The organism is Methanocorpusculum petauri (assembly GCF_026891975.1).
Taxonomy (GTDB): Archaea; Halobacteriota; Methanomicrobia; order Methanomicrobiales; family Methanocorpusculaceae; genus Methanocorpusculum; species Methanocorpusculum petauri.
In genome coordinates, this window is sequence record NZ_JAPTGB010000013.1 from 13,050 (window position 1) to 34,753 (window position 21,704).

Sequence of the window (21,704 nt, forward strand, 5' to 3'; positions counted from 1 at the left end):
ACATCTCCTCGATATCAATAGGATGCCGAAGTACCCATATAGTTAGTCTCTTCCCATTTATACTACTTCCCCCAGAAGGGCTGGGTCTTGCGGAAGATATTGGTGTACTCCTCCAGCGCCTCCTGCGTACCTGCATTTAAATGGGACAACATTTCCGTCTCCAGGACCTTCACATGCCGCTCGGGCACAGCAACGTAAAGCGTCTCGCCAACATCGATTTGCCGCCCGATCGTAACACCATCAATTGAAACCGCAACCTCAACTCCCTCCTTGGCTTCCTGGATGTTTTCCTTGTTGAGCTTAATCTGTTTGATCTCGCCCACTACTTTGCCCTCGCGCGTCGCCACATGTACATGCGGTCGGAGAATGCCGCCCAGGACCCGCACACCCACAACTGCAGGCCCGCTCTGACGGAACACACAATCGGGCAGAATGGAAAACTTCGCCGGAAGGACAACCGTTTCAAACTGTTTCGCCTCTCGTGCGCGAGTCAGTTCATCACGCCAGTCAATGTAGTCATCAATGAGTTTGTAAATGACGCGGTTGGAGAAGATCTTCACATCAACCTCCTCATCGCGGATCATCGCATCCGCATCGGGCAGCAGGGGGACGTTGAAACAGAGCACCGTCTTGTAGAGCTCATCCTTCATCACGCTGATCTCGATTAAATCATGGCGGCTGACCGGACCCACCTCTGCACGCATAATCGGGATGTTCTTCTCCTCAAGTTCTTTGGAGAGTGCTTCAAGCGCGCCGATGGTATCAGCGCGAACTGTGATACCGATCTCAGAAAGCTTCACATTGATCTCCTGCATCTCCTCTTCTATCCTGGCGAGCATCTCATCGCGGTCTCCGCGAATCACGCGGACCGGTGAACCTGCAATAATGTTCTCCAGATTTGGCGCGGTGATCTTTACCCCGGCCGCTGCCGTTACTGACTTCACGCGCTGGAACCGGTCTTCAATCAGAATCTCCTTCATCGGTCGCGGCTGAAGAAGCGCCCGGACTTTTGTGGCAATTGCCCCCTCGGCACCGGCGATCGCAATCTCATCGCCGACACTGATGATACCATCGTAGAGGATCACATCAAGCGTTGTACCAAGACCCTTCTCCTCTTTGACCTCAAGCACTGTACCGATGCCGGGACCTTCGACGGTGGTCTTGAGACCCTCGGTTAAGAACCGTTGGGCAAGACCGATCATCACCATCAGCAGATCGCCGATACCTTCGCCGGTCATACTGCTTACCGGCACGATCACCAGATTGCGCTGGAAATCACTCACGCGGTCGAACCGTTCGGAGTTGAACCCCATCTCGGAAAGTTTTCCGACCAGTTCATAGACACGGTTCTCGCATTCGGTCTGTACGCGCTCGTTCTGGTTTTTGTAGGACTTCATAAACGATGCGTTCTCCATCGGCCGCCAGCCGGGGATACGATCGATCTTCGTTGCTGCAATCACAAACGGGGTCTTGCAGTTCCGGAGAATCTGGAGTGCCTCAACCGTCTGCTGCTTGAATCCTTCATTGACATCCACCACTAAAATTGCAATGTCGGCAAGTGCGCCGCCGCGGGCGCGGAGCGTGGTGAATGCGTGATGCCCCGGTGTGTCGATAAAGAGAAGACCGGGGACATTCGTCTTCATCTTTCCAAGATCACCGCTCATCTTCTGAATCGAGCCGATCGGGATCATCGTTGCACCGATATGCTGGGTAATTGCCCCGGCTTCGCCTGCGACAACACGCGATCCCCGGATACGATCCAGAAGTGATGTCTTCCCGTGATCCACGTGCCCCAACACGCAGACAATGGGGGTGCGGATATGTTCTGCTGCCATTTCTCTTTTCCCTCCTCTCTGATTGTGAAAAACAGAGATAAAAACTACGTAAGTATTGGCAGTGGTCAGTAATAAACGTAAATGGCGATGTGGCCGTCATCTAAAAGATATGTTAATATTTGGGGACGCCCTATGTAGTAGAGTGTTTCATACGGCGGTATGAAACCAACTCAACTTGTTCCAGATATGCTGGTTTTCAGGCTAAGGTAGGGTAGCTGGACATCCTATAGGACTGTGGATCCTTTGACCCGGGTTCGAGTCCCGGCCTTGGCCCTTTGGTATTTTTTCCTTTTTGAAATTTTTCTGATATCATAATGTTCCGTCCTGTTGCTTCTGTGAATTTTTCCGGACAAGCAGTTCAGTGGTTTGCTTTCTCTCCTGCTGTCCGCGATACCGGCTGCCTCTTTTGGCTTCTGATCTTACATATGGGGTAATGCCAGTATATGTCAGTATTTTACAATATACTTACATATTATTTATGATCAGATGTCGATTATTTGGTTATGATTTATTTTATGCAATTCATATGTCTAACATCTTCATTTTTTATTACGTATGTGTTACGTTTTCAGGATTCGATCTGGTGGTGTGAGGGTTTCATGCGCGAATGATCTTCGCGTGTGGTTCTGTCCTGCTCATTTGAATGTTGGGTTAATGGATCTATTTTGTGAAACCAGATCGTTATTTTTCTAAAATAGAATTTTCTCGTTCATGGAAATTATCTGATCGTGTGAATGTGTCTGTTTTACTGAGGGGTAGTTGTGTTAAAAATATGTACTTTATATTATTAACATTATTTCACACGATTTGATGATCATTATATATAGTATGGTAGCACGATCTTTTACTGTTATGCGATGTAATTTTCAATGCAGATCACATTCTGATCAGAGTTATGAATACTCATGGAGCGGGCTTGTGGTCCTTCTGTTGTTTGCTCTGATGTTCTGCGGTCTGGTATCTGTGGTATCCGCAGCAGAACCCTGGGATGGATCATCGGTAAACCTGACATGGTACGAGGACGAACGGGCAGCGGGGCACGGCTCCGCGACAAACCCGTTCTGCATCTATGACGCCGATAGTTTTGCCGCGTTTGCACGGAAAGTGAACACAGGAACGGATTTTAAGGACGAGAAGATCATCCTGTGTGCAGATATAGATCTGGGAAACGAAAAGTGGGAACCTATTGGTTCGAAGTCAGAAACGCAGTTTCGCGGTTCCTTTGACGGTACCAATCATATCATAACCAACCTGTATGTGAAACACGATAATCTGTATGGTCACGCGTTTGCCGGTCTGTTTGGCTGTGTAGATCGCGGTACCATCCAAAATCTGGATCTGAACCGGGTTAATATCTCTGTACAAGCAAACCAAGTCTGCCATGTCGGAGGATTGGTTGGATATGCCTACCGTAGTAAGATATCTTCATGTTCAGTCAACGACGGGTACATAAAAGGAGTATCGACCACCGGGAACTGCTTCGTCGGAGGACTGGTTGGGATAATAGGAGGTGGAGGCGTGGACAGAGCAGTTGTAGGTTCCTATGCTGCAGTAGCGGTAATGGGAATAACTGAGAGGGGGACCGAGATGTGTTGCGGGGGGTTGATTGGCAAGAGCGGAGTCGACGTTTGGAACTGTTATGCCATTGGTAACGTGACCGGCCTACCATCCACAGCGTCCCCAAATGTCTATGCCGGCGGGTTGATAGGATCCATTGATCAGACCAGTGTGATTCAGGTCCGAAACAGTTACGCCGCCGGAAATGTGGTGATATTTTCCTCTCGTCTGAATAAGGACGTACGCGTTGGCGGGCTGGTAGGAAACTGGGTGGCCAATAACAGGATAGACAATTGTTTTGCGCTGAATCAAGCAATTGCAGGAGTGACGGGTAATCCCGGTACAGGGGGTGTGATGAAAGGGAGAATAGTACCCCTGGCCCATTCAGATTCAACCCTGAGCAACCTGTTTGCGGGACGATGGATGGTAGTTAATGTAAATGGTGCGCCGGGCTATCTAAGCACTGCAGCGAAGACCAAATCGGGTGCAAACGGAGAATCTGTCGCCCTGAACCCGAAGCTGTATCGCAATGAAGTATTTTTCCGTTCTGTAATCAATACTGGTCAGTATCGGTCGGATTATGAGAAGTACTGGATGCTGTCTACCGCTGATCCCACCTATCCGTATCCGGTACTCAAAAATCGTCCTCAACCAGCGATACCCGGAACCGCGCTGATACCGTATTACAACGTTACCCTGGACACCGTGAGCAATGGATTTACCGGCCATATGACACGGACCCCGGATGATCCCCTTGGTGTTATGGATGGACGGAATGTCACGATACAAATCCATCCGGACATCGGAAGCAAATTTTCCAAACTTGTGGATAACAACGCGGATGTCACATCGCAGGTACGTGCGAACCAAACGTATAGAATTCAGGACATCCAAAGTAATCACCGGCTCAGTGTCACCTTTGCTGAAGCACCAACCTATCCCCTAATGGTCATAAACGGCACGGCGGAAACTTCATCAGGTAAATTCTATGCCGGAGCGAACATCACTGTCACCGCGAACACCATTCCCAGGAAGGTATTTTCCCACTGGACAGCTGAGGGAATCACGCTGAGCGCGGAAAATCTCTCTGCTAAGAACTTCACCTTTGTAATGCCCAATCAGACGGTAACCCTTACCGCAACCTACACCGACGCCCCGAAGTTTTCCGTACAGGTCACCAACGGCACGCTTGTGGGTGGTAATACCTCTGGTCTGTTCTATGCCGGTGACCAGATCATCGCCATTGCGGATCTCTCCAAAGGTGACTTCTACAGATGGAATGTAACGGGTCTGAAGAATCTGCTGGACGAGGAGAAACGCCCGGTGTATCTTTTCACAATGCCGGAGAATAATGTCACGGTTGAGGCGATCTATAAGGGAGAGCTGAGTAAACACACGGTTACGGTCGTGAATGCCACTATTAGCGGACATACCGGGGATGTCGCCTCGCATTATCCCTATGAGATGATAACGGTAACCGCAAAATCCATACCGGGCAAAACATTCTCCGGATGGAACGTAACCGGCCTTACACTGGATACGGATCAGCGGATGCAATCCACATTCTCGTTCAGGATGCCCCAGACGGATGTAGTCCTTGAAGCAACATATACGGATACCCCGAAGTTCACAGTTACGATCACCAACGGCACGTTTGCAGACGGCTCCACCTCCGGTCTGTTCTCTGCCGGAGATACCATCACTGTCACAGCGGATGTTCCTGTATTCGGTACTCTGTTCTCCAGATGGATCGTAACGGGTCTCATATCGGACACCTTCGATCTTACGCAGTCGCCGTTCACGTTTACCATGCCTGCGCAGAATGTGACGCTTGCAGCAGCATACGTGGAATCTCCGAAGTTTTCCGTACAGGTCACGAACGGCACGCTTGCGGACGGTTCCACCTCCGGTATGTTCTATGCCGGAGAAAACATTACCGTCACGGCGAATACCCCTCCCGGAACCGTATTCCTCAGATGGTTCGGACACGGACTTCAAGTGGATCTCGCATCCCAGGCTCAGTCACCGTTCACGTTCACGATGCCTGCCCACAATGTGACACTTGAAGCGCAATATGTCCCCAAAATGACATACACTGTTGTGGTTTTAGACGGAATCATTTCCGACACCAACGGGAGTACATTTGGGAATTATTACCCGGGCGAAACAGTCACGGTCACTGCAAACCCGCCCGATAGTATCAATAAAATATTCTCTCACTGGACAGTTCAGGGACTCACTCTGCGTCCTAATCTGCTTGAATACTCCACCCTGACATTCACGATGCCGCGTGGTTCTGTGGTGATAAGTGCAACGTACGTGGAAGCTCCGAAGTTTTCCGTACAGGTCACGAACGGCACGCTTGTGGGTGGTGGGACCTCCGGCATGTTCTATGCAGGTGAAGAGATCACGGTTACCGCTGATGCCCCGTCAGTTGGTACTGCATTTTCCTGCTGGAATGCGACCGGTGTTGTACTGGAAACCTCCCAGTGTATGCAGTCACCGATCACGTTTACCATGCCCGAACAGAACGTGACGCTTGCAGCGACGTATCGTGGTGCTGCACAGTTCTCTATTATGGTTATCAACGGGACTCTTGAGGACGACTCTGTCTCAGGCGCATTTTATGCGGGTGAAACGGTCACCGTTACCGCTGCCGCTCCGGCGGTTGGCAAAACCTTTACCGGGTGGAATGTGACCGGTGTTGTACTGGATAGTTCTCAACGTACCCATTCCCCACTCACGTTTACCATGCCTGCCAACGATGTGACTCTTGAAGCAACGTATGCCGCTGATGATCAGTACGCTGTTACAGTCTTAAGTGGCGGCACCATTTCCATGCCCGACGGAAATGTGAATCACGGCATGTTCTATGCGGGTGAAGAGGTCACTCTCATTGCAGATCCTCCCTCCGTTGGTAAAAAATTCTCGCACTGGAAGGTACTCAGCAACCCCGGTTCTTTCAAACTCAGTTCTGCCGTACTTGCAAACTCTTCCCTGACGTTCACGATGCCGCGTGGTTCTGTGGTGATAAGTGCAACGTACGTGGAATCTCCGAAGTTTTCCGTACAGGTCACCAACGGCACGCTTGTGGATGGTGGGACCTCCGGCATGTTCTATGCTGGAGAAAACATTACTGTCACGGCGAATACCACCGTCGGGAAATCATTCTTTGAATGGATCGTTACCGGTCTCACGCTGGGGACAGAGGAACGGAACTCGTCTCAGATAATCTTCACGATGCCGGAAAATGATGTAACACTTGATGCAACGTACATAGATTCCATGGTCGTTGATCCGAGCACCCCTACCGCGACCGAATCTCCGACCCCTACCGCGACCGAGTCTCCAACACCTACCGAGACCGAGTCTCCGACTCCTACCGCGACCGAATCTCCGACCCCTACTGCGACCGAGTCTCCGACCCCCACTGAGACTGAGTCTCCGACCCCCACTGCGACCGAGTCTCCGACTCCTACCGCGACCGAATCTCCGACTCCAACTGCGACCGAGTCTCCGACTCCTACCGCGACCGAATCTCCAACCCCTACCGAGACCGAATCTCCAACACCTACCTCGACCGAGTCTCCGACTCCAACTGCGACCGAGTCTCCAACACCTACCTCGACCGAGTCTCCAACACCTACCTCGACCGAGTCTCCAACACCTACCTCGACCGAGTCTCCGACTCCTACCTCGACCGAGTCTCCGACTCCTACCGTGACTGTGTCGCCAACACCTACCGTGACTGTGTCGCCAACACCTACCAGTACCAGCAATGTTCTCCCGATCGCAACTGGTGCTGCCACCCCCTCTGCCACACGTACAACTGCCGGAGGATCCGGGTCAGGCAACATGAACAATGCTTTCCGTGTCCTCTTTGACACCCAGGGAGGTACTTTCATTCCCCCGCAGACCTCTCTCTCGTATGGGGATGTTGTTACTCGTCCCCCCTCTCCCGAAAAGAACGGATACATCTTTGCAGGATGGTATCAGGATCAGGACTGTACCAAACGATGGAATTTTGCGGCTTTCCTCCCCGGTGACCTGACATTGTACGCCAAATGGATTAAGATCTCCACCGCAACTACAACAGCAACATCCGCAGCCAAACTCACCGGAACTCTCACCGTCACCCAGACCACTGTTGCAACCGCGACACCGATGGAAACACAATCAACACGTTCCCCGCTCAAACAGATCCCTGTTCCTCTTGCCGGAGTTCTGGTCGGTCTTCTTGCAGCAGGAATACTTGTACAGAGGAGATCCTAATCCAATTTTTTCCGGATTCATTTTTCGGGGAGGCAGCACAGCCAGAGGCACAGGGTATGCCTAAATTGCAAACGGAACAACTGGACACATCACTACAGAATTCATACCACACAAACATTTGGATGGACTCCAAAGCCTCATTCACTAAAATTCATCCCGTAGCAATACACACTCCGGACATACCCGCCGAAACTGGATATATGTAACCTGAACTGAATCGTGGACCCCTCATCAGAGTTTACAGAGTTTACACTCCTGACTTCCGCAGGGAATATTATCAATCTTCCATTTCAGGGCCCAGTATTTAATTCCCCGCACCACCTTCATCAGTTCAATCCCGCTCTCCGTCAGCGTGTACTCGGAACGTATCGGAACAACAGTTGCATCAATCGTTTTTGACACAATCCCTTCCGCCTCCAGCTCCTGTAACCGCTCGGAAAGAACCTTCGCCGTAATCTCCGGCAGCCGATCCTTCAGCTCTGAAAACCTTCGGGTATAGTTATCCCCCTTAAACAGCTCAAGAATAATTAACAACGTCCATTTCTTCGTCAGATACCGGACGGTCAGGTTCACGGTACAGAACTCATCCATACAAAAAGATGGGGCGTATACCCCTATCTACCTTCGTATCTTTTTGATACCAGATGTAAAAATCATTCAAGCTCAAACGCACCCGTGTACAGCTGATAGTACTTCCCTTTCTGTGCAATCAGTGTCTCATGATTGCCGCGTTCAATGACTCTGCCATTTTCCAAAACCAGAATCACGTCCGCATTGTGAATCGTCGAAAGCCGGTGGGCAATCACAAATACCGTTCTTCCTCTCATCAGCGAGTCCATACCCGCCTGCACAATCGCCTCCGTCCGGGTATCAATACTGGAAGTCGCCTCATCCAGAATCATCACCGGCGGGTTCGCCACCGCCGCCCGTGCAATTGAGAGCAGCTGCCGCTGTCCCTGCGACAAACTGCCGCCATCCCCTTCCAGCATCGTCGCATACCCGTCCGGCAGCATGCGGATAAACTCATCCGCGTTCGCAAGCTTCGCTGCCGCATACACATCCTCATCGGTCGCATTCAGCTTCCCGTACCGGATATTTTCCATCACAGTTCCGGTAAAGAGATTCGTATCCTGCAGAACCATCCCCAGTGACCACCGCAGATCACTCTTTTTTATTCTGGTCACATCAATGCCGTCATAGAGAATCTTCCCGGCATAAATATCATAGAACCGGTTAATGAGATTCGTGATCGTCGTCTTGCCCGCACCCGTCGCACCGACGAACGCCACCTTCTGCCCCGGCTTTGCATACAGGGAGACATCGTGCAGAACCTCCTTTTCCGGCGTGTAGCCAAAACTCACCTGCGAAAACCGCACGTCTCCTTTCAGTTCTGTATAGACCGTGCCTGATTCGGTCTCCTCCTTCCATGCCCAGAGCGTCGTCTCGTCCAGTGTCTCCACCAGACCCCCCTCCTCCCGCCTCACATTCACCAGCCGGACAGTTCCCGCATCGTCTTCAACCGGCTCATCCATCAACTGGAAGATACGCTCTGCCCCGGCAAGCGCCATCACCACCGCACTGATCTGCTGGGACACCTGACTGACCGGCATCATAAAACTCCTGCTTAACAGCAGGAATGCCGCAATCGCCCCAAGTGTCAGACCGCCGACCCCAAGAAGTGCAAGTGCTCCGCCAAGGATTGCCACCAGCACATACTGGATGTTGCCGATGTTTGCCACCACCGGCATGAAAATATTGGCAAACGTGTTCGCCGACGTCGCATGACCGCACAGCTCTGTATTCATCGCATCAAACTCTGCCTTTGCCGTGCCCTCATGGCAGAACACCTTCACCACCTTCTGGCCTCCCATGATCTCCTCAATGTAGCCGTTCACTACACCAAGCGACTCCTGCTGCCGGATAAAGTACGTCGCACTCTTTGTGCCGATGTACTTGGTTACAAAGAACAGCACACCCACCATAAAGAGCACCAGAATTGTCAGATGCCCGCTCGTGTACACCATCGCCGCAAACACTACGACGATCGTCACTACAGACGAGAACACCTGCGGAATACTCTGCGAGATCATCTGCCGCAGGGTATCTGTATCATTGGTGTAACGGCTCATCACATCACCGAAGGTGTGCGTATCAAAGTAGCTGACCGGCAGCTTCTGCATATGCGAAAACATCCGATCCCGGATTTTCTTCAGCATCCCCTGGGCAATGACTACCATCAACCTCGTATAGACAAATGTTGCTGCAACACCCGCAGCATAGATCACGGCCATGAAAAAAATTGCCGTGAGGAGTCCGGTAAACACCGGATATTCCATCCCGAGAAGCGGTGTGATGTACTCGTCTATAAGTACCTCCATAAACAGTGAACTGACAACACCTGCAAGAGCACTGAGAACAATGCACACCAGAACAACGGCAAATCGTACCCGGTCCATACCCGTCAGGTAGCTGAACAGCCGCTTAACCGTCCTTCCTGCATCCTGCGGACCTCCTCCGGCAAACTGTCCCGGACGCACGTGTCTCCCTCCCATCGGCGGCATTACACATCATCCCCCTTCATCTGGGAACGGTACATCTCCCGGTATATCGCATTGTTCTGCAGCAGTTCCTCATGGGTCCCCAAAGCACAGATGCGGCCCGCATCCATGACCAGGATCATGTCCGCATCCTGTACCGACGCAATTCTCTGGGCGATAATGAGTTTCGTTGTCTCAGGAATCTCGGTTTTGAAGGCCTGCCGGATCTGTGCATCCGTTCTGGTATCAACCGCGCTCGTTGAATCGTCCAAAATGAGAATTTTCGGTTTTCTCAGCAGTGCCCGTGCAATACAGAGCCGCTGCTTCTGGCCGCCGGAGAAGTTTGAACCTCCCTGCTCCACCCGTGTGTCGTACCTGTCCGGCAGTGTCCCGATGAACTCGTCCGCTTTTGCCATCCTGCATGCGCGGACAATCTCCTCCTCGGTCGCATCGGGATTTCCCCACCGGAGATTGTCGCGAACGGTTCCTGAAAACAGCACATTTTTCTGCAGAACCATCGCAACCGCATCCCGCAGGGTATTGAGGTCATACTCCCGCACATCCACTCCGCCGACAAGGACCGTTCCTTTCGTAGTGTCATACAGTCGGGGTATCAGCTGAACCAGCGTTGACTTTGCACTTCCGGTACCGCCGAGAATACCGACCGTTTCACCTGCATGTATTTTCAGACTGATGTCCTTGAGAACTTCCCGATCGGTATCCTTTGTGTACCGGAATCCGACATCGCGGAACTCAACGTCGCCGTTTGCAACGGTGAAGATCGGATCCGCAGGGTTGGTTAAGTCCACCTCTTCATCCAGAACCTCCACAATTCTCCGGGATGATGCCTGCGCCATCGTGATCATCACAAAGACCATGGCAAGCATCATGAGACTCATCAGAATCTGCATGGAGTACGAGATCAGACTCACCAGCTCTCCGGTCGTCAGACTTCCAAGAACGATGAACTGCGCCCCGAACCATGAGATGAGAAGAATACTTGCATAGACGACTGCCTGCATCAAAGGACTCGTGAATGCGAGGATCTTTTCCGCATGTGAGAAGTAGCCGTAGATGGAGGCTGAGACATTGCGGAACTTTTTAATCTCATAGTCTTCCCGGACATAGGACTTCACCACACGAATACCGCGAAGATTTTCCCGTACCACTTTGTTGAGAGAGTCGTATGTCTTGAACACCAGCTCAAACAACGGCTGGGCACGGGTAATGATCAGATACATCCCGATGCCGAGAAGCGGAAGCAGTACGAGAAAGATCAGCGACAGCTCTGCATGAATGCCGACCACCATCAGAAATGCGAAGACCAGCATCAGCGGACAACGGATGGCAATTCTGATAATCATCTGGTACGCGTTCTGCACGTTGGTGACATCGGTTGTCATGCGGGTGATGAGACTTGCCGTTGAGTATTTGTCGATGTTTGCAAACGAAAAATTCTGAATGGTGTGGAAGAGATCATGCCGGAGATTTTTTGCAAATCCGGCGGACGCTGCTGCCGCGTACTTTCCCGCAAGCACGCCGAAAACAAGAGACATCACTGCAAACAACAGCAGAACAAGTCCGAGTTTTACGATGATGTTCATGTTGCCTGCGGTAATTCCGTCGTCGATGAGGCCTGCAAGAACCAACGGAATCAGTATTTCCATAATGACCTCAAGCGTCACAAACCCCGGGGTAAGAATGCTGTCACGCCGGTACTCGCGGATGGAACCGGACAGTCGTTCAATGACTCGGTTCACGTTTCACATCCACTGAGATTGTTCCGCATCTTCTCGGCAACCGAGCAGAAGAGATCCACCTCCTCTCTGGTGAGACCGTGTATCAGTTGTGTATTGATCTGTTCAAATTTTTCTTCGATGCGGCGGTTAATGTCCAGTGCTTTCCGGGTGGGGACGAGTTTTTTCAGCCGGGCGTCATATGGTACCGGTTCGCGGATGATGAGGCCGTTTTTTTCCATGAGCTGAAGCATGCCGGTTGCCGTTGAGCGGCGGATGGAGAGTTGTGCTTCTATATCCTTCTGGAAAATGTCATGATTGGGATTGCGGCAGAGGTAACTGATGATCCAGCCGTGCATGCCGGTCATGCCGCGGCAGTCGCAGAAGCAGTCGGAGTTCTGCAGCGTTCGTTTGATGGTATTGGTGAGTATTTTTATCTGAATAATGACCTGTTGCTCCATACTTCACCTTTGTTAGGGAGCTAACAAATAAATATCTTTCTTCCATGGTATGGTTTTGGAAACTTTTTCCTATATCACTAAGTGTGAATAATATACTTACTATCTAAAAGTAATAAAAGGTGAAATCCATGTACTGTCAACAATGTCAGGAATCAAAAACACCCGCCTGTACCCTTGGCGGAGCCTGCGGAAAAAACAAAATCGTTGCCGAGGTACAGGACCGCGTGCTGTACTCCCTCTCGGCCCTTTCCTTTCGGGCAAAAACCGCGAACACCGGTCTTGATCCGTGTGTACTGGAAGCACTGTTTGCAACGCTGACCAATGTCAGTTTCGATGAGACACGGTTCAACGAATATCTCTCCTGCATCACCAGCCACTACAACGCCCTGCCTCCGGCGGCGGGTGAGCCTGTCTTCGACGCACCCGCAGGTCTTGACGCCATCAGTGATCCCAACACCCGTTCGCTGTTCTCACTGCTGCTGTTCGGGGTGAAGGGCCTTGCCGCCTACTACTCCCACGCAATTGTTCTCGGAAAAACCGATGATGCCATTCTTTCCTTTATCCGCGATGCACTTGCATCGCGGTTTGAGGATCTCACCATCGATCAGCGCACCGCACTTGTTCTTGAATGCGGCAAACACGGTGTCGCAGTACTCGCGCTTCTCGATGCAGCGAACCAGACCTATGGTGTTCCGGAGATCACCAGCGTCTCCACGAGTGCAGGTCTCCGTCCCGGCATTCTCGTGACCGGCCATGATCTCAAAGACCTTGCCATGCTGCTTGAGGCAACGAAGGACGAAGGAATTGACATCTACACGCACGGTGAGATGCTGCCTGCCCATGCCTATCCTGCCTTCAAAAAGTATCCGCAGCTGCGCGGAAACTTTGGCGGCTCGTGGGCGGAACAGAGAATGGACCTTGCAAAGTTTCACGGTCCGGTTCTCTTCACTACCAACTGTCTTGTGCCGCCCGCACCGGCCTATGCAGACAAAGTCTTCACCACCGGTGCAGTCAGCTTTCCGAACTGTCCCCACATCGATGCAAAACCGGACGGAAGTAAAGACTTTTCCGCACTCATCGCCCTTGCCAGGACCTGCCGACCGCCCGAGGAACTGGGCCGTCCCGATCTTCTGACCGGCTGCGCCCATGATGCCGTCCTTGCCCTTGCCCCCAAAGTCATTGAACTGATCAAAGGCGGAAAAATCCGGAGATTTGTTGTTATGGCGGGATGTGACGGCCGGGACAAGCGCCGCAGTTACTACACCGAGTTTGCCAAGGCCCTTCCCCATGACACCATCATCCTCACTGCGGGCTGCGTCAAGTATCGCTACAACGCTCTTGCGCTTGGCGACATCGACGGTATCCCCCGCGTGCTGGACGCCGGTCAGTGCAATGACTCCTACAGTCTTGTGGTCATCGCCCTCGCTCTTGCGGATGCCTTCGGTTGCGGTATCAATGATCTCCCCATCTCCTACAACATCGCCTGGTATGAACAGAAGGCAGTCCTCGTCCTGCTTGCCCTGCTGCACCTCGGCGTGAAGAATATCATGCTCGGCCCCTCACTGCCGGAGTTTGTCTCACCGGACGTCCTGAACGTTCTGGTAACGACGTTCGGCCTTCAGTCGAGTTCGACGGTTGCCGAGGATCTGGTAAAACTGTCCTGTGTCTGAGGCAGTCCGTCTCCCCCTTTTTTTCGAAAGTTCATTTCTGTATCCGCCGGACTGTCCAGCGGAGCACTGTCTTTTGTTTTATGGGTTCGCAGCGTCGTGCATCCGAGATATATATCTCGCGGTGCAGAAGAGACGTTCGTTCGAGATTATTTTCGCGAAGAAACTGCGTCATCTGCGCAAAACTTGCCGATTCGTAATCATAGGGGCCGAGATGCATCATCTGAACCGACAGACCGTCTTCCATTGTGCCAAACACTGCCTTGTCCACCGCAAGCTGTGGTTTCTTTTTTCTGACCGTTTCAGTCGCCCGTAGGACAATCTCTTCGGTCACAAACTCGGGCTGGCGTATCATCAGCGTGTAGGAAAAGTTGTCCTTGTCTTCGCTGCCCAACGCAGGATCAGCAAGACCCCATACACCCTCCAGCGGATACACGGTGTAGGGTTCAAATCCTTCGGGCGTATAGCACTGCTTTGGCATCATGCGGATTGCATAGGACAGTGCGTAGAGAATACCGATGTTTTCTGCGAACGCAGGACTGGCATTCGGGTTTCCGGTGCCGGATATCTGGAAAAATTTCTGTACGGGGATTGTTATGAGTTCCGGCTTCGTCTTTGGGAGGTAGAGGGCTTTATCCTCTTTGCGCCACTCGTGTTTACCTGTCATCAGCTCATTCTTTGCGGTATATCCATATGAAGGAGCGTCCGCGCGGTGTGAAAGTGCATTCTTGGTTGAGCTGATGTATAAATATTGTATCCTAACTCAGTAGGATATCAGAGCCAGTCTCATCACAAAAAATTCACAAAATAGTTCTAAATTTGAAAGTAGGGCTGAATTATGCAGTTACTCTGAAGTTTTTCCTGCAAAACCCCTGTAGGAACAGGAGTTAATCCAATATTTATTCAAAATAGATGCAAAAATTCTGACAAAATTCTGGAGTACATCCTGAATTTTTAACTCATAAATAGATTTAATTAGGATCATGTTGATACCCTACTGAGTATGGATTCAAGATTTTGTGTGGTGACATATGAAGTGTAGGTTTTGTGGAAGAGAGATTAAAGAGACAGTAATTGATTTAGTCAATGCTCCTCCATCAAATGCCTATCTTCGAGAAGAACAACTTAACGACTCAGAAATTTATTATCCATTAAAGATAATGGTATGTGAACACTGCTGGCTTGTACAAGTGGATGAGTATGCCTCCTCAGCAGATATTTTCGATGACGATTACTTATATTTTAGTTCTTATTCATCATCCTGGGTTGAGCATGCACGAAAGTATGTAGAGATGATCATACCTCGTTTATCATTATCAAGTAACTCAAAAGTAATGGAAATTGCCTCCAATGATGGATATCTTTTACAATTTTTTGTAAAATCTCAGATTCCCTGCGTTGGTGTTGAACCCTCAACAAGCACTATTCAGGAAGCTGCGGAAAAAGGAGTTGAATCAATTCCAGAATTTTTTGGGACACAACTTGCCAAATGGATTGTTGACACTCGTGGAAAGCAAAATCTCATAATCGGTAACAATGTCCTGGCACATGTTCCTGACATAAATGATTTTGTTGAAGGACTCCAGATTTCTCTGGCTCGTGATGGGACAATTACTATGGAGTTCCCACATCTTCTGAATCTCTTGAAATATGTTCAATTTGATACGATTTATCATGAACATTACTCCTATCTATCGTTATTATCGGTACAACAGATATTCTCAGCACACGGTTTGAAGATTTATGACGTTGAGGAATTACCGACACATGGAGGTTCATTAAGAATTTATGCATGTCACAAATCTGATGACAAACCTATTTCTTCATCTGTGCCATCCGTACTTCAGTCTGAGATTGATTATGGATTAAATACTCTGGATGTCTATGTAACATTTCGAAAACAGGTCGAAAACATTCGGAATGACTTCCTTGAATTTTTAATCCGTCTTAAAAAAGAGAAAAAATGCGTTGTGGGATATGGTGCAGCTGCAAAAGGAAACACACTTTTCAATTATTGTGGTATCAAAGGAAATCAGATGATCTATGCAGTAGCTGATGCTTCTCCACACAAACAGGGACGTTATCTTCCAGGTTCACATATCCCGATTATATCTCCAGAGGCAATAAAGAATATTAAACCTGATTATCTGATAATTATTCCTTGGAATATTAAGCAGGAAATCATGAATCAAAATGCATACATTCGAGAATGGGGGGGTAAATTTGTGACCATAATTCCGCGTATAGAAATAAGTGAGTAGATATTACCAACAACACTTTCTTTTTCTCTGTGTAAGATCCATCCATTTTATCTTCCCGTTTCCTACCTGAATTACTTCCACTATCCCATTATTCATTTCACCTTGAAATGGCCGCGCGGTGTGAAAGTGCGAAAAAGTAGAAGAGAACTGCGGAAGTCCCCCGCATCCTCTTTTAATCTGCGGTTCTTGTGGCAAGAACGGCGATCAGGTTCATGTACTTTCCTGCGCCTGCTTCCATGGCGGGCCGGTCATTGATGGCATACTCGTTGCCGCAGTTCAGCCAGTCACTCCAGCACTCGTCAAAGCCTTCCATTTCGCGGAGTGCATCAATGCGGATCATCTCTGACTGCGCAAGAATGTTCTGCCACCACCCGCAGCTGTGGAGCGTCTCCATATCCTCAGCGGTCCATGACAGAAGAATCTCGTCCGGCAGATTTTCATGAATCTCCTCTTTGAATCCGGGAAATGCCAGCGCAATTCTGCCGCCTTTCTTTACGAACGGCGCGAGTTTTGCATCCATGAATCCTGCCTCTCTACCGAAGTAGTGGTAGGAGTCCACAGAGATTACGGCATCAAAGTAGTCGTGCGCAAAGGGAAGATCCTCCGCATTCGCATGAATAGGGATGATTCGGCCTTCCAAACCTGCTGCTTTGAAGCGTTCATAGTTCTCTGTTGCTGTGATCCAGAGATCAACTGCATACACGGTCGCACCAAACTCCTTTGCCAGAAAGATGGAAGTGAGACCTTTGCCGCAGCCGAGGTCCAGCACTTTCATGCCGGGTTTCAGATCGATACCGCAGGTCAGCTCCTCTACCAGCTTCAGGGGGTTTGGCCCCATCATCGTTTCGCGTACAAACAGTTCGTCGTATTGTGTACTTCTGGGAAAGTTCATCGTTGGGAAAAGTGTCAGAGAAGGGTTGCCTTCTTGATGGCAACCTTCTCCAGCGGCTTATCACCAAAGTCCGTCTTCACCTTACCAATGGCATCAACAACGTCCATGCCTTCGACAACCGTACCGAATGCGGGGTGTGCCTTGTCAAGGTAATTGTTGTTGACGAGGTTGATGAAGAACTGGCTGCCTCCCGTGTTCGGGCCGGCGTTTGCCATGGAGATACTGCCGCGGTTGTTTTTATTGTCGGGCATAAACTCATCCTTGATGGTGTAGCCCGGTCCGCCGCGACCGGTGCCGGTAGGGTCGCCGCCCTGGATCATAAATCCGTCAATTACCCGGTGGAAGATGACACCGTCATAGAATCCTTTGCCGACGAGGTCGGCAAAGTTGCCTGCAGTTACCGGCATGTCGTCGCGCAGTTCAATAACGATGTCACCAAGCGTTGTCTCCAGTTTTACTCTTGTCATGAGTACAAGGTGTACCGGAACGGCAATAAATATGAGCATCCTTTCCCGGCTGATCAGAGTTCTCCTTCCTTTCATCTGTTCTCCGCACAAATCTGATCCCAATAAATGAGTTTATTTTCTTTAATAGGCAATTTTAACATAAATTATATTATTTTTAATGGTAAATTCGATATTGTATAACGTTATCAAAATTACTTCGCACATTGATCATTACAACGATCTGTCTGTCATTGATCCTGACTCCCGTGATGGCTGCGGTCTGTGAAAGTACCTTCGGTTCTGGAGGTCATGAATCCCCCGCCCCGAATGGTGATATGGTGTTTTGTTCCAACGTATCAACAGGGGAACTCCAGCCTCAGCAGTATGCGTTTGTTGTACCGCTTGCCAAATATGTGATTGACGGGGTTGCATACTATGTGGGTTTTCAGGTCCTTGCCGAGATGTGCCAGGCATTGAATGTCCCCTTTGATCCGTTCAACGAATACTCAAAATTTGTCCAATGTCTGGAAAAACTGACAGTTCATCAGTCTCCTGATCTGGATCTTGTGTGGAACTCCAAAAATTACGAGATATCCACCTCAAAGAATGTGACTCGCATCCTTACCGCAGCAAAGCAGGATTTTGGTACAAACTACAATCACTACTCGGCTGCAGACAAAGAGAAGATCCGATATTACTACAAAGCCTATCTTGTCAGGGATCCAGTAAGCAAAAAGATGGTAATCCTCGTCAATCCTTTGTTCCCGATTACCCGTTCAGAGGCTGTGGACAGGTTCATGAAGGGGCAGAATGTGTTTACCGTACAGAATGTTCTTGCAAAGGATGTAGCGAGTGCTGCATCAGATTCTAAATACTCTATTCCACGTTTTCATTCGAATATAACTCATTCGGAGTGCGGGTATTATCCCCATTATCACCCGATGAAACACGGCAAACAGACTCATGCCCATATCTGGTACATATGACTCTTCTAGGATGTGATTTCTATGGTATACTGTCCACATTGTCATCCTTAGGAAGGGAAGAATTCGTGTTATCAGATGGAGGGGATAGTGTAAGGGCATAGTTACCATATCCGGTTTTTAAGGACGGTGAGTTCCCGGTGAAAATAGGCATGGTGATCTGAGTCTTTCTCCTCCATTTGGAACTTCCTCCCTTTTTTCACTGACGAGAAACACTAAACTGCCTCATGCCCATATCTGGTACATATGATCTTTCAGAGCTGTGATCTCGGGGACAACGGTCGGCTGTATGCTACCCGCATCGCGACCCCCGAGATGGTCAGAATCCGTGTAACCTGCTGGAAGAGCGGACAGCAGACCTATGATATACAGCTGATCTATACCGTTGCATATGATTATGATCGTCTTCGGATTCAGCATCACGGGAAACTCATGAGAGATACACTGAGTTCCGGCTGCGGCTACGGGGAGTATGATGAGGATGAGCCGTATTCTCCTTTTGGCTGTGAACTGTTCCGTACCGGGGATATTGCCGTTCCGATCCTGCTGCAGGATCATCATGCTGACATTCTCCTCTACATTACGGAAAATCATGCCCGTGAAACGGGAAGAATTCTCGACGTAGAGGATTTCAGCCCTCTCCTTCCGGATATGCTGCAACGGGAATCGGACCTCATGCGCCGGCATCGGTTGTACCGCCGCGGTATGCTTCGTCCGCGCCGTTTCCATTCTTCCTGGTACGGGGTGATGTACCATTACCCCTCCCTGGTGGGACGCAGCCGCCGTATCCGGTTTTTCAAGGACTGTGGGTTCCCGGTGGAGATGCGCATGGTGATCTGACACCAGCAACGTGATGACGCCGGAGTCATCTTCTCAGGTACTCCCGGTCCCTTCCAGAGCATTTACCTCTCCTGCCGCCGGATCATATTCAGGAAAATCACTCATGCGCCTTGCAACAGAAATTCAAATCGACTGGGACGATCTTGATGCCTTCGGGCATGTAAACAACCTCGCGATTCTCCGATATGTGCAGACCTCCCGCATCCGTGTCTGCGAGGAGGCAGGGCTGATGAAGGGAAGCACCCGCCCCGATCATGGCCCGATTCTTGCTGCAACCGGCTGCCGGTATCTGCGTCCGCTCTACTACCCGGGGGTCGTGCGGGTGGAGTCGATGGTTACCGAAGTCAAACACACGAGTTTTCTGATCCGGCACACGATCCTTGATGATGCGGGACATACTGCCGCAACAGCAGAGGATGTGCTGGTGTACTTTGACTATCTGCACGAGGAGATGATGCCGGTTCCGGATGCACTTCGCGCCCGGTTATCTGCATGAACTTTTTTTGAAAATCTGTACCGATAGAAACTTATCTTTTGCCGGGAATCAGTATGTCACTGATGAAAAATCCCTTCCATGTGATGATCATCCCGACACTCGGCTGTCCCGGGCAGTGTAAATACTGCTGGAGTTCGGATGTGAACTCGCCGAAGATGACCGCAGAAACCGCTGAGGAGATCGTCCGGTGGCTGGAGCCGCTGCGGGATCAGCGGGTGACCTTCACTTTTCACGGCGGTGAGCCGCTGCTTGCGGGTCCCGGGTTCTACCGGACCGTCCTGCCGCTGATCACATCCCGCCTCGCGCACCTGTCGCCGGAGTTTGCCATGCAGACCAACCTCTGGCTGATGACCGATGAACTTGCGGAAATTCTCGCCGCGTATCAGGTGCCGCTCGGCTCTTCCATTGACGGGCCGGAGGCACTGACCAACTATCAGCGCGGTGACGAGTATTTTGCGCGAACCATGGCCGGCTACCGCATTGCGACCGCCCACGGACTTCTCGTCCGGTTCATCTGTACCTTCACCAACTCCTCGGTTGCACAGAAGGAGGAGATTGTCAGATTCTTCCGCGAGCAGGGATGGGTCATGAAGCTGCATCCCGCACTGCCGTCCCTGAAAGGCGACAACCCGAACGCGTGGACACTGTCCCCCGAAGAGTACGGGAAGCTTCTGGTATATCTGCTGGATGAAGCACTTCTGCATGCAGACGATTTTGAGATCATGAACATTAATGACCTCTGTCGGTGCGTGTTTACGCGGAGCGGGAGTGTCTGCACGTATGCGGACTGCATGGGAACAACGTTTGCTGTAGGGCCTGACGGTGCAATCTACCCCTGCTACCGGTTTGTGGGAATGCCCGAGTGGGTGATGGGAACGGTCGTTGATGCGCCGTCCATTGATACGCTGATGTCCTCTCCTGCCGGGCAGCGGATGCTTGCCTTCAGGGACCATGTGGATACGGCCTGCCGGGCCTGTGCCCACATTGCCTACTGTCGCGGCGGCTGTCCGTACAATGCTCTTGCCGGAACGTCGGAACGTGTAAATGGTGTTGATCCCCACTGCACCGCATACAAACGCATTTTCGATGAGATAACGTCCCGGATGGAGGCCGAGATGGCCGCAGGAGCGGCTGCCGCCGTTCCTGCGGCACGCATGTCGCGTGTCCGGCGCAAGACAAAACCGGGTGTGATGACGCTCGTAAAAAAGATCGTGGAGCAGTAAGATGAAGTTTATGGGCCCGCTTATTGTGGTGAAAGATATTGGGACCTCGGTCCGGTTTTATCAGGAACTGTTTGATCTTACAGTGGAGTATGACTTCGGTGAGAACGTCTCGTTTGCCGGAGGTCCGGCACTGCAGTCCCTGCGTTCGTTTGCGCAGATGACCGGTGTTTCCGAGGAGACGATCTTCTGCCGTCCCCACAACATGGAGTTATATTTTGAGGAGGGGGAGTTCGATGCCTTCGTCTCCCGCCTGAAAACAATTTCGGGCATCCGGTATGTCCACGATGTGGTTGAGCATCCGTGGGGGCAGCGGGTTGTCCGCATCTATGATCCGAATCTGCATATGATTGAGATCGGTGAGAGTATGACGGTTGTGATCCGCCGCTGTCTTGCAAGCGGCATGAGCATGGAAGAGACCGCGGCAAAGACCCAGCATCCGCTTGCAATGGTGGAGATGGTCAAAAACTCCGCTCTCTAACTTTTTTGGTTGTAATGCCA

The 21,704-nt window shown here is 50.6% G+C and carries 16 protein-coding genes and 1 tRNA gene; 9 read left to right on the forward strand and 8 right to left on the reverse strand.

Going from position 1 to position 21,704, the window contains the following annotated elements:
- Positions 1–62: 62 nt before the first annotated feature.
- Entirely contained in the window at positions 63–1,835 is a 1,773-nt protein-coding gene (infB, locus tag O0S10_RS06795; RefSeq protein ID WP_268925132.1) for a translation initiation factor IF-2, read from the reverse strand.
- Between the two features lie 200 nt (positions 1,836–2,035).
- Between infB and O0S10_RS06800 the strand changes: the two genes are divergently transcribed.
- Both O0S10_RS06800 and O0S10_RS06805 read left to right on the forward strand, forming a co-directional pair.
- Positions 2,036–2,108: transfer RNA gene (locus O0S10_RS06800), tRNA-His, on the forward strand.
- Positions 2,109–2,753: 645 nt separating this feature from the next.
- Positions 2,754–7,664: an InlB B-repeat-containing protein gene (locus O0S10_RS06805; RefSeq protein WP_268925133.1), complete on the forward strand. Its 4,911-nt coding sequence runs from the start codon at positions 2,754–2,756 to the stop codon at positions 7,662–7,664.
- A 231-nt stretch (positions 7,665–7,895) separates the two neighbouring features.
- On the opposite strand, the gene O0S10_RS06810 is transcribed toward O0S10_RS06805, so the two are convergent.
- From O0S10_RS06810 to O0S10_RS06825, 4 genes are all read right to left on the reverse strand, one after another.
- The gene (locus O0S10_RS06810) at positions 7,896–8,255 is read right to left on the reverse strand and encodes a winged helix-turn-helix transcriptional regulator (RefSeq protein WP_268925134.1); all 360 of its coding nucleotides are present in this window, start codon (positions 8,253–8,255) and stop codon (positions 7,896–7,898) included.
- Between the two features lie 62 nt (positions 8,256–8,317).
- Positions 8,318–10,225 carry an ABC transporter ATP-binding protein gene (locus O0S10_RS06815; protein WP_268925135.1) on the reverse strand — a complete coding sequence of 636 codons (1,908 nt, stop codon included), beginning with the start codon at positions 10,223–10,225 and terminating at the stop codon, positions 8,318–8,320.
- Positions 10,225–11,961, reverse strand: a complete 1,737-nt coding sequence (locus O0S10_RS06820; RefSeq protein ID WP_268925136.1) for an ABC transporter ATP-binding protein — start codon at positions 11,959–11,961, stop codon at positions 10,225–10,227. Before O0S10_RS06820 ends, O0S10_RS06815 begins: the two co-directional genes overlap by 1 nt.
- Positions 11,958–12,398, reverse strand: coding sequence for a MarR family winged helix-turn-helix transcriptional regulator (locus O0S10_RS06825; protein WP_268925137.1), 441 nt, complete (start codon positions 12,396–12,398; stop codon positions 11,958–11,960). The genes O0S10_RS06820 and O0S10_RS06825 overlap by 4 nt, the downstream gene beginning before the upstream one ends.
- A gap of 128 nt (positions 12,399–12,526) precedes the next feature.
- On the opposite strand from O0S10_RS06825, the gene hcp reads away from it, so the two are divergent.
- Entirely contained in the window at positions 12,527–14,068 is a 1,542-nt protein-coding gene (gene hcp / locus O0S10_RS06830) for a hydroxylamine reductase (RefSeq protein WP_268925138.1), read from the forward strand.
- Between the two features lie 31 nt (positions 14,069–14,099).
- Here hcp and O0S10_RS06835 read toward each other — a convergent pair whose 3' ends face one another.
- Positions 14,100–14,732 (reverse strand): GyrI-like domain-containing protein, encoded by a 633-nt coding sequence (locus O0S10_RS06835; RefSeq protein WP_268925139.1) that lies wholly within the window; start codon positions 14,730–14,732, stop codon positions 14,100–14,102.
- Between the two features lie 364 nt (positions 14,733–15,096).
- Between O0S10_RS06835 and O0S10_RS06840 the strand changes: the two genes are divergently transcribed.
- Positions 15,097–16,326 (forward strand): class I SAM-dependent methyltransferase, encoded by a 1,230-nt coding sequence (locus O0S10_RS06840; protein ID WP_268925140.1) that lies wholly within the window; start codon positions 15,097–15,099, stop codon positions 16,324–16,326.
- Positions 16,327–16,498: 172 nt separating this feature from the next.
- Here O0S10_RS06840 and O0S10_RS06845 read toward each other — a convergent pair whose 3' ends face one another.
- Positions 16,499–17,218, reverse strand: a complete 720-nt coding sequence (locus O0S10_RS06845) for an SAM-dependent methyltransferase (RefSeq protein ID WP_268925141.1) — start codon at positions 17,216–17,218, stop codon at positions 16,499–16,501.
- 14 nt (positions 17,219–17,232) lie between these two features.
- Positions 17,233–17,685 (reverse strand): peptidylprolyl isomerase, encoded by a 453-nt coding sequence (locus O0S10_RS06850; RefSeq protein ID WP_268925142.1) that lies wholly within the window; start codon positions 17,683–17,685, stop codon positions 17,233–17,235.
- 203 nt (positions 17,686–17,888) lie between these two features.
- On the opposite strand from O0S10_RS06850, the gene O0S10_RS06855 reads away from it, so the two are divergent.
- The 5 genes from O0S10_RS06855 to O0S10_RS06875 all read left to right on the forward strand — a co-directional run bounded on the left by O0S10_RS06855 (position 17,889) and on the right by O0S10_RS06875 (position 21,684).
- Complete coding sequence (locus O0S10_RS06855) at positions 17,889–18,650, forward strand: hypothetical protein (RefSeq protein ID WP_268925143.1); 762 nt, start codon at positions 17,889–17,891, stop codon at positions 18,648–18,650.
- Positions 18,651–18,893: 243 nt separating this feature from the next.
- Positions 18,894–19,487, forward strand: a complete 594-nt coding sequence (locus tag O0S10_RS06860) for a hypothetical protein (protein ID WP_268925144.1) — start codon at positions 18,894–18,896, stop codon at positions 19,485–19,487.
- Between the two features lie 103 nt (positions 19,488–19,590).
- Complete coding sequence (locus tag O0S10_RS06865; protein WP_268925145.1) at positions 19,591–19,983, forward strand: acyl-CoA thioesterase; 393 nt, start codon at positions 19,591–19,593, stop codon at positions 19,981–19,983.
- Positions 19,984–20,045: 62 nt separating this feature from the next.
- Complete coding sequence (locus O0S10_RS06870; RefSeq protein ID WP_268925174.1) at positions 20,046–21,206, forward strand: TIGR04083 family peptide-modifying radical SAM enzyme; 1,161 nt, start codon at positions 20,046–20,048, stop codon at positions 21,204–21,206.
- A gap of 1 nt (position 21,207) precedes the next feature.
- Entirely contained in the window at positions 21,208–21,684 is a 477-nt protein-coding gene (locus tag O0S10_RS06875) for a VOC family protein (RefSeq protein WP_268925146.1), read from the forward strand.
- Positions 21,685–21,704 lie beyond the last annotated feature (20 nt).

What these genes read in the sequence shown, in the direction of transcription:
- O0S10_RS06860 (WP_268925144.1), top strand. Translation starts at nt 18,894, where the DNA reads ATGATCTTTCAGAGCTGTGATCTCGGGGACAACGGTCGGCTGTATGCT.
- O0S10_RS06875 (WP_268925146.1), top strand. Translation starts at nt 21,208, where the DNA reads ATGAAGTTTATGGGCCCGCTTATTGTGGTGAAAGATATTGGGACCTCG.
- O0S10_RS06845 (WP_268925141.1), bottom strand. Translation starts at nt 17,218, where the DNA reads ATGAACTTTCCCAGAAGTACACAATACGACGAACTGTTTGTACGCGAA.
- O0S10_RS06810 (WP_268925134.1), bottom strand. Translation starts at nt 8,255, where the DNA reads ATGGATGAGTTCTGTACCGTGAACCTGACCGTCCGGTATCTGACGAAG.
- O0S10_RS06825 (WP_268925137.1), bottom strand. Translation starts at nt 12,398, where the DNA reads ATGGAGCAACAGGTCATTATTCAGATAAAAATACTCACCAATACCATC.
- O0S10_RS06850 (WP_268925142.1), bottom strand. Translation starts at nt 17,685, where the DNA reads ATGACAAGAGTAAAACTGGAGACAACGCTTGGTGACATCGTTATTGAA.
- O0S10_RS06815 (WP_268925135.1), bottom strand. Translation starts at nt 10,225, where the DNA reads ATGCCGCCGATGGGAGGGAGACACGTGCGTCCGGGACAGTTTGCCGGA.
- hcp (WP_268925138.1), top strand. Translation starts at nt 12,527, where the DNA reads ATGTACTGTCAACAATGTCAGGAATCAAAAACACCCGCCTGTACCCTT.
- O0S10_RS06840 (WP_268925140.1), top strand. Translation starts at nt 15,097, where the DNA reads ATGAAGTGTAGGTTTTGTGGAAGAGAGATTAAAGAGACAGTAATTGAT.
- infB (WP_268925132.1), bottom strand. Translation starts at nt 1,835, where the DNA reads ATGGCAGCAGAACATATCCGCACCCCCATTGTCTGCGTGTTGGGGCAC.
- O0S10_RS06865 (WP_268925145.1), top strand. Translation starts at nt 19,591, where the DNA reads ATGCGCCTTGCAACAGAAATTCAAATCGACTGGGACGATCTTGATGCC.
- O0S10_RS06870 (WP_268925174.1), top strand. Translation starts at nt 20,046, where the DNA reads ATGAAAAATCCCTTCCATGTGATGATCATCCCGACACTCGGCTGTCCC.
- O0S10_RS06835 (WP_268925139.1), bottom strand. Translation starts at nt 14,732, where the DNA reads ATGACAGGTAAACACGAGTGGCGCAAAGAGGATAAAGCCCTCTACCTC.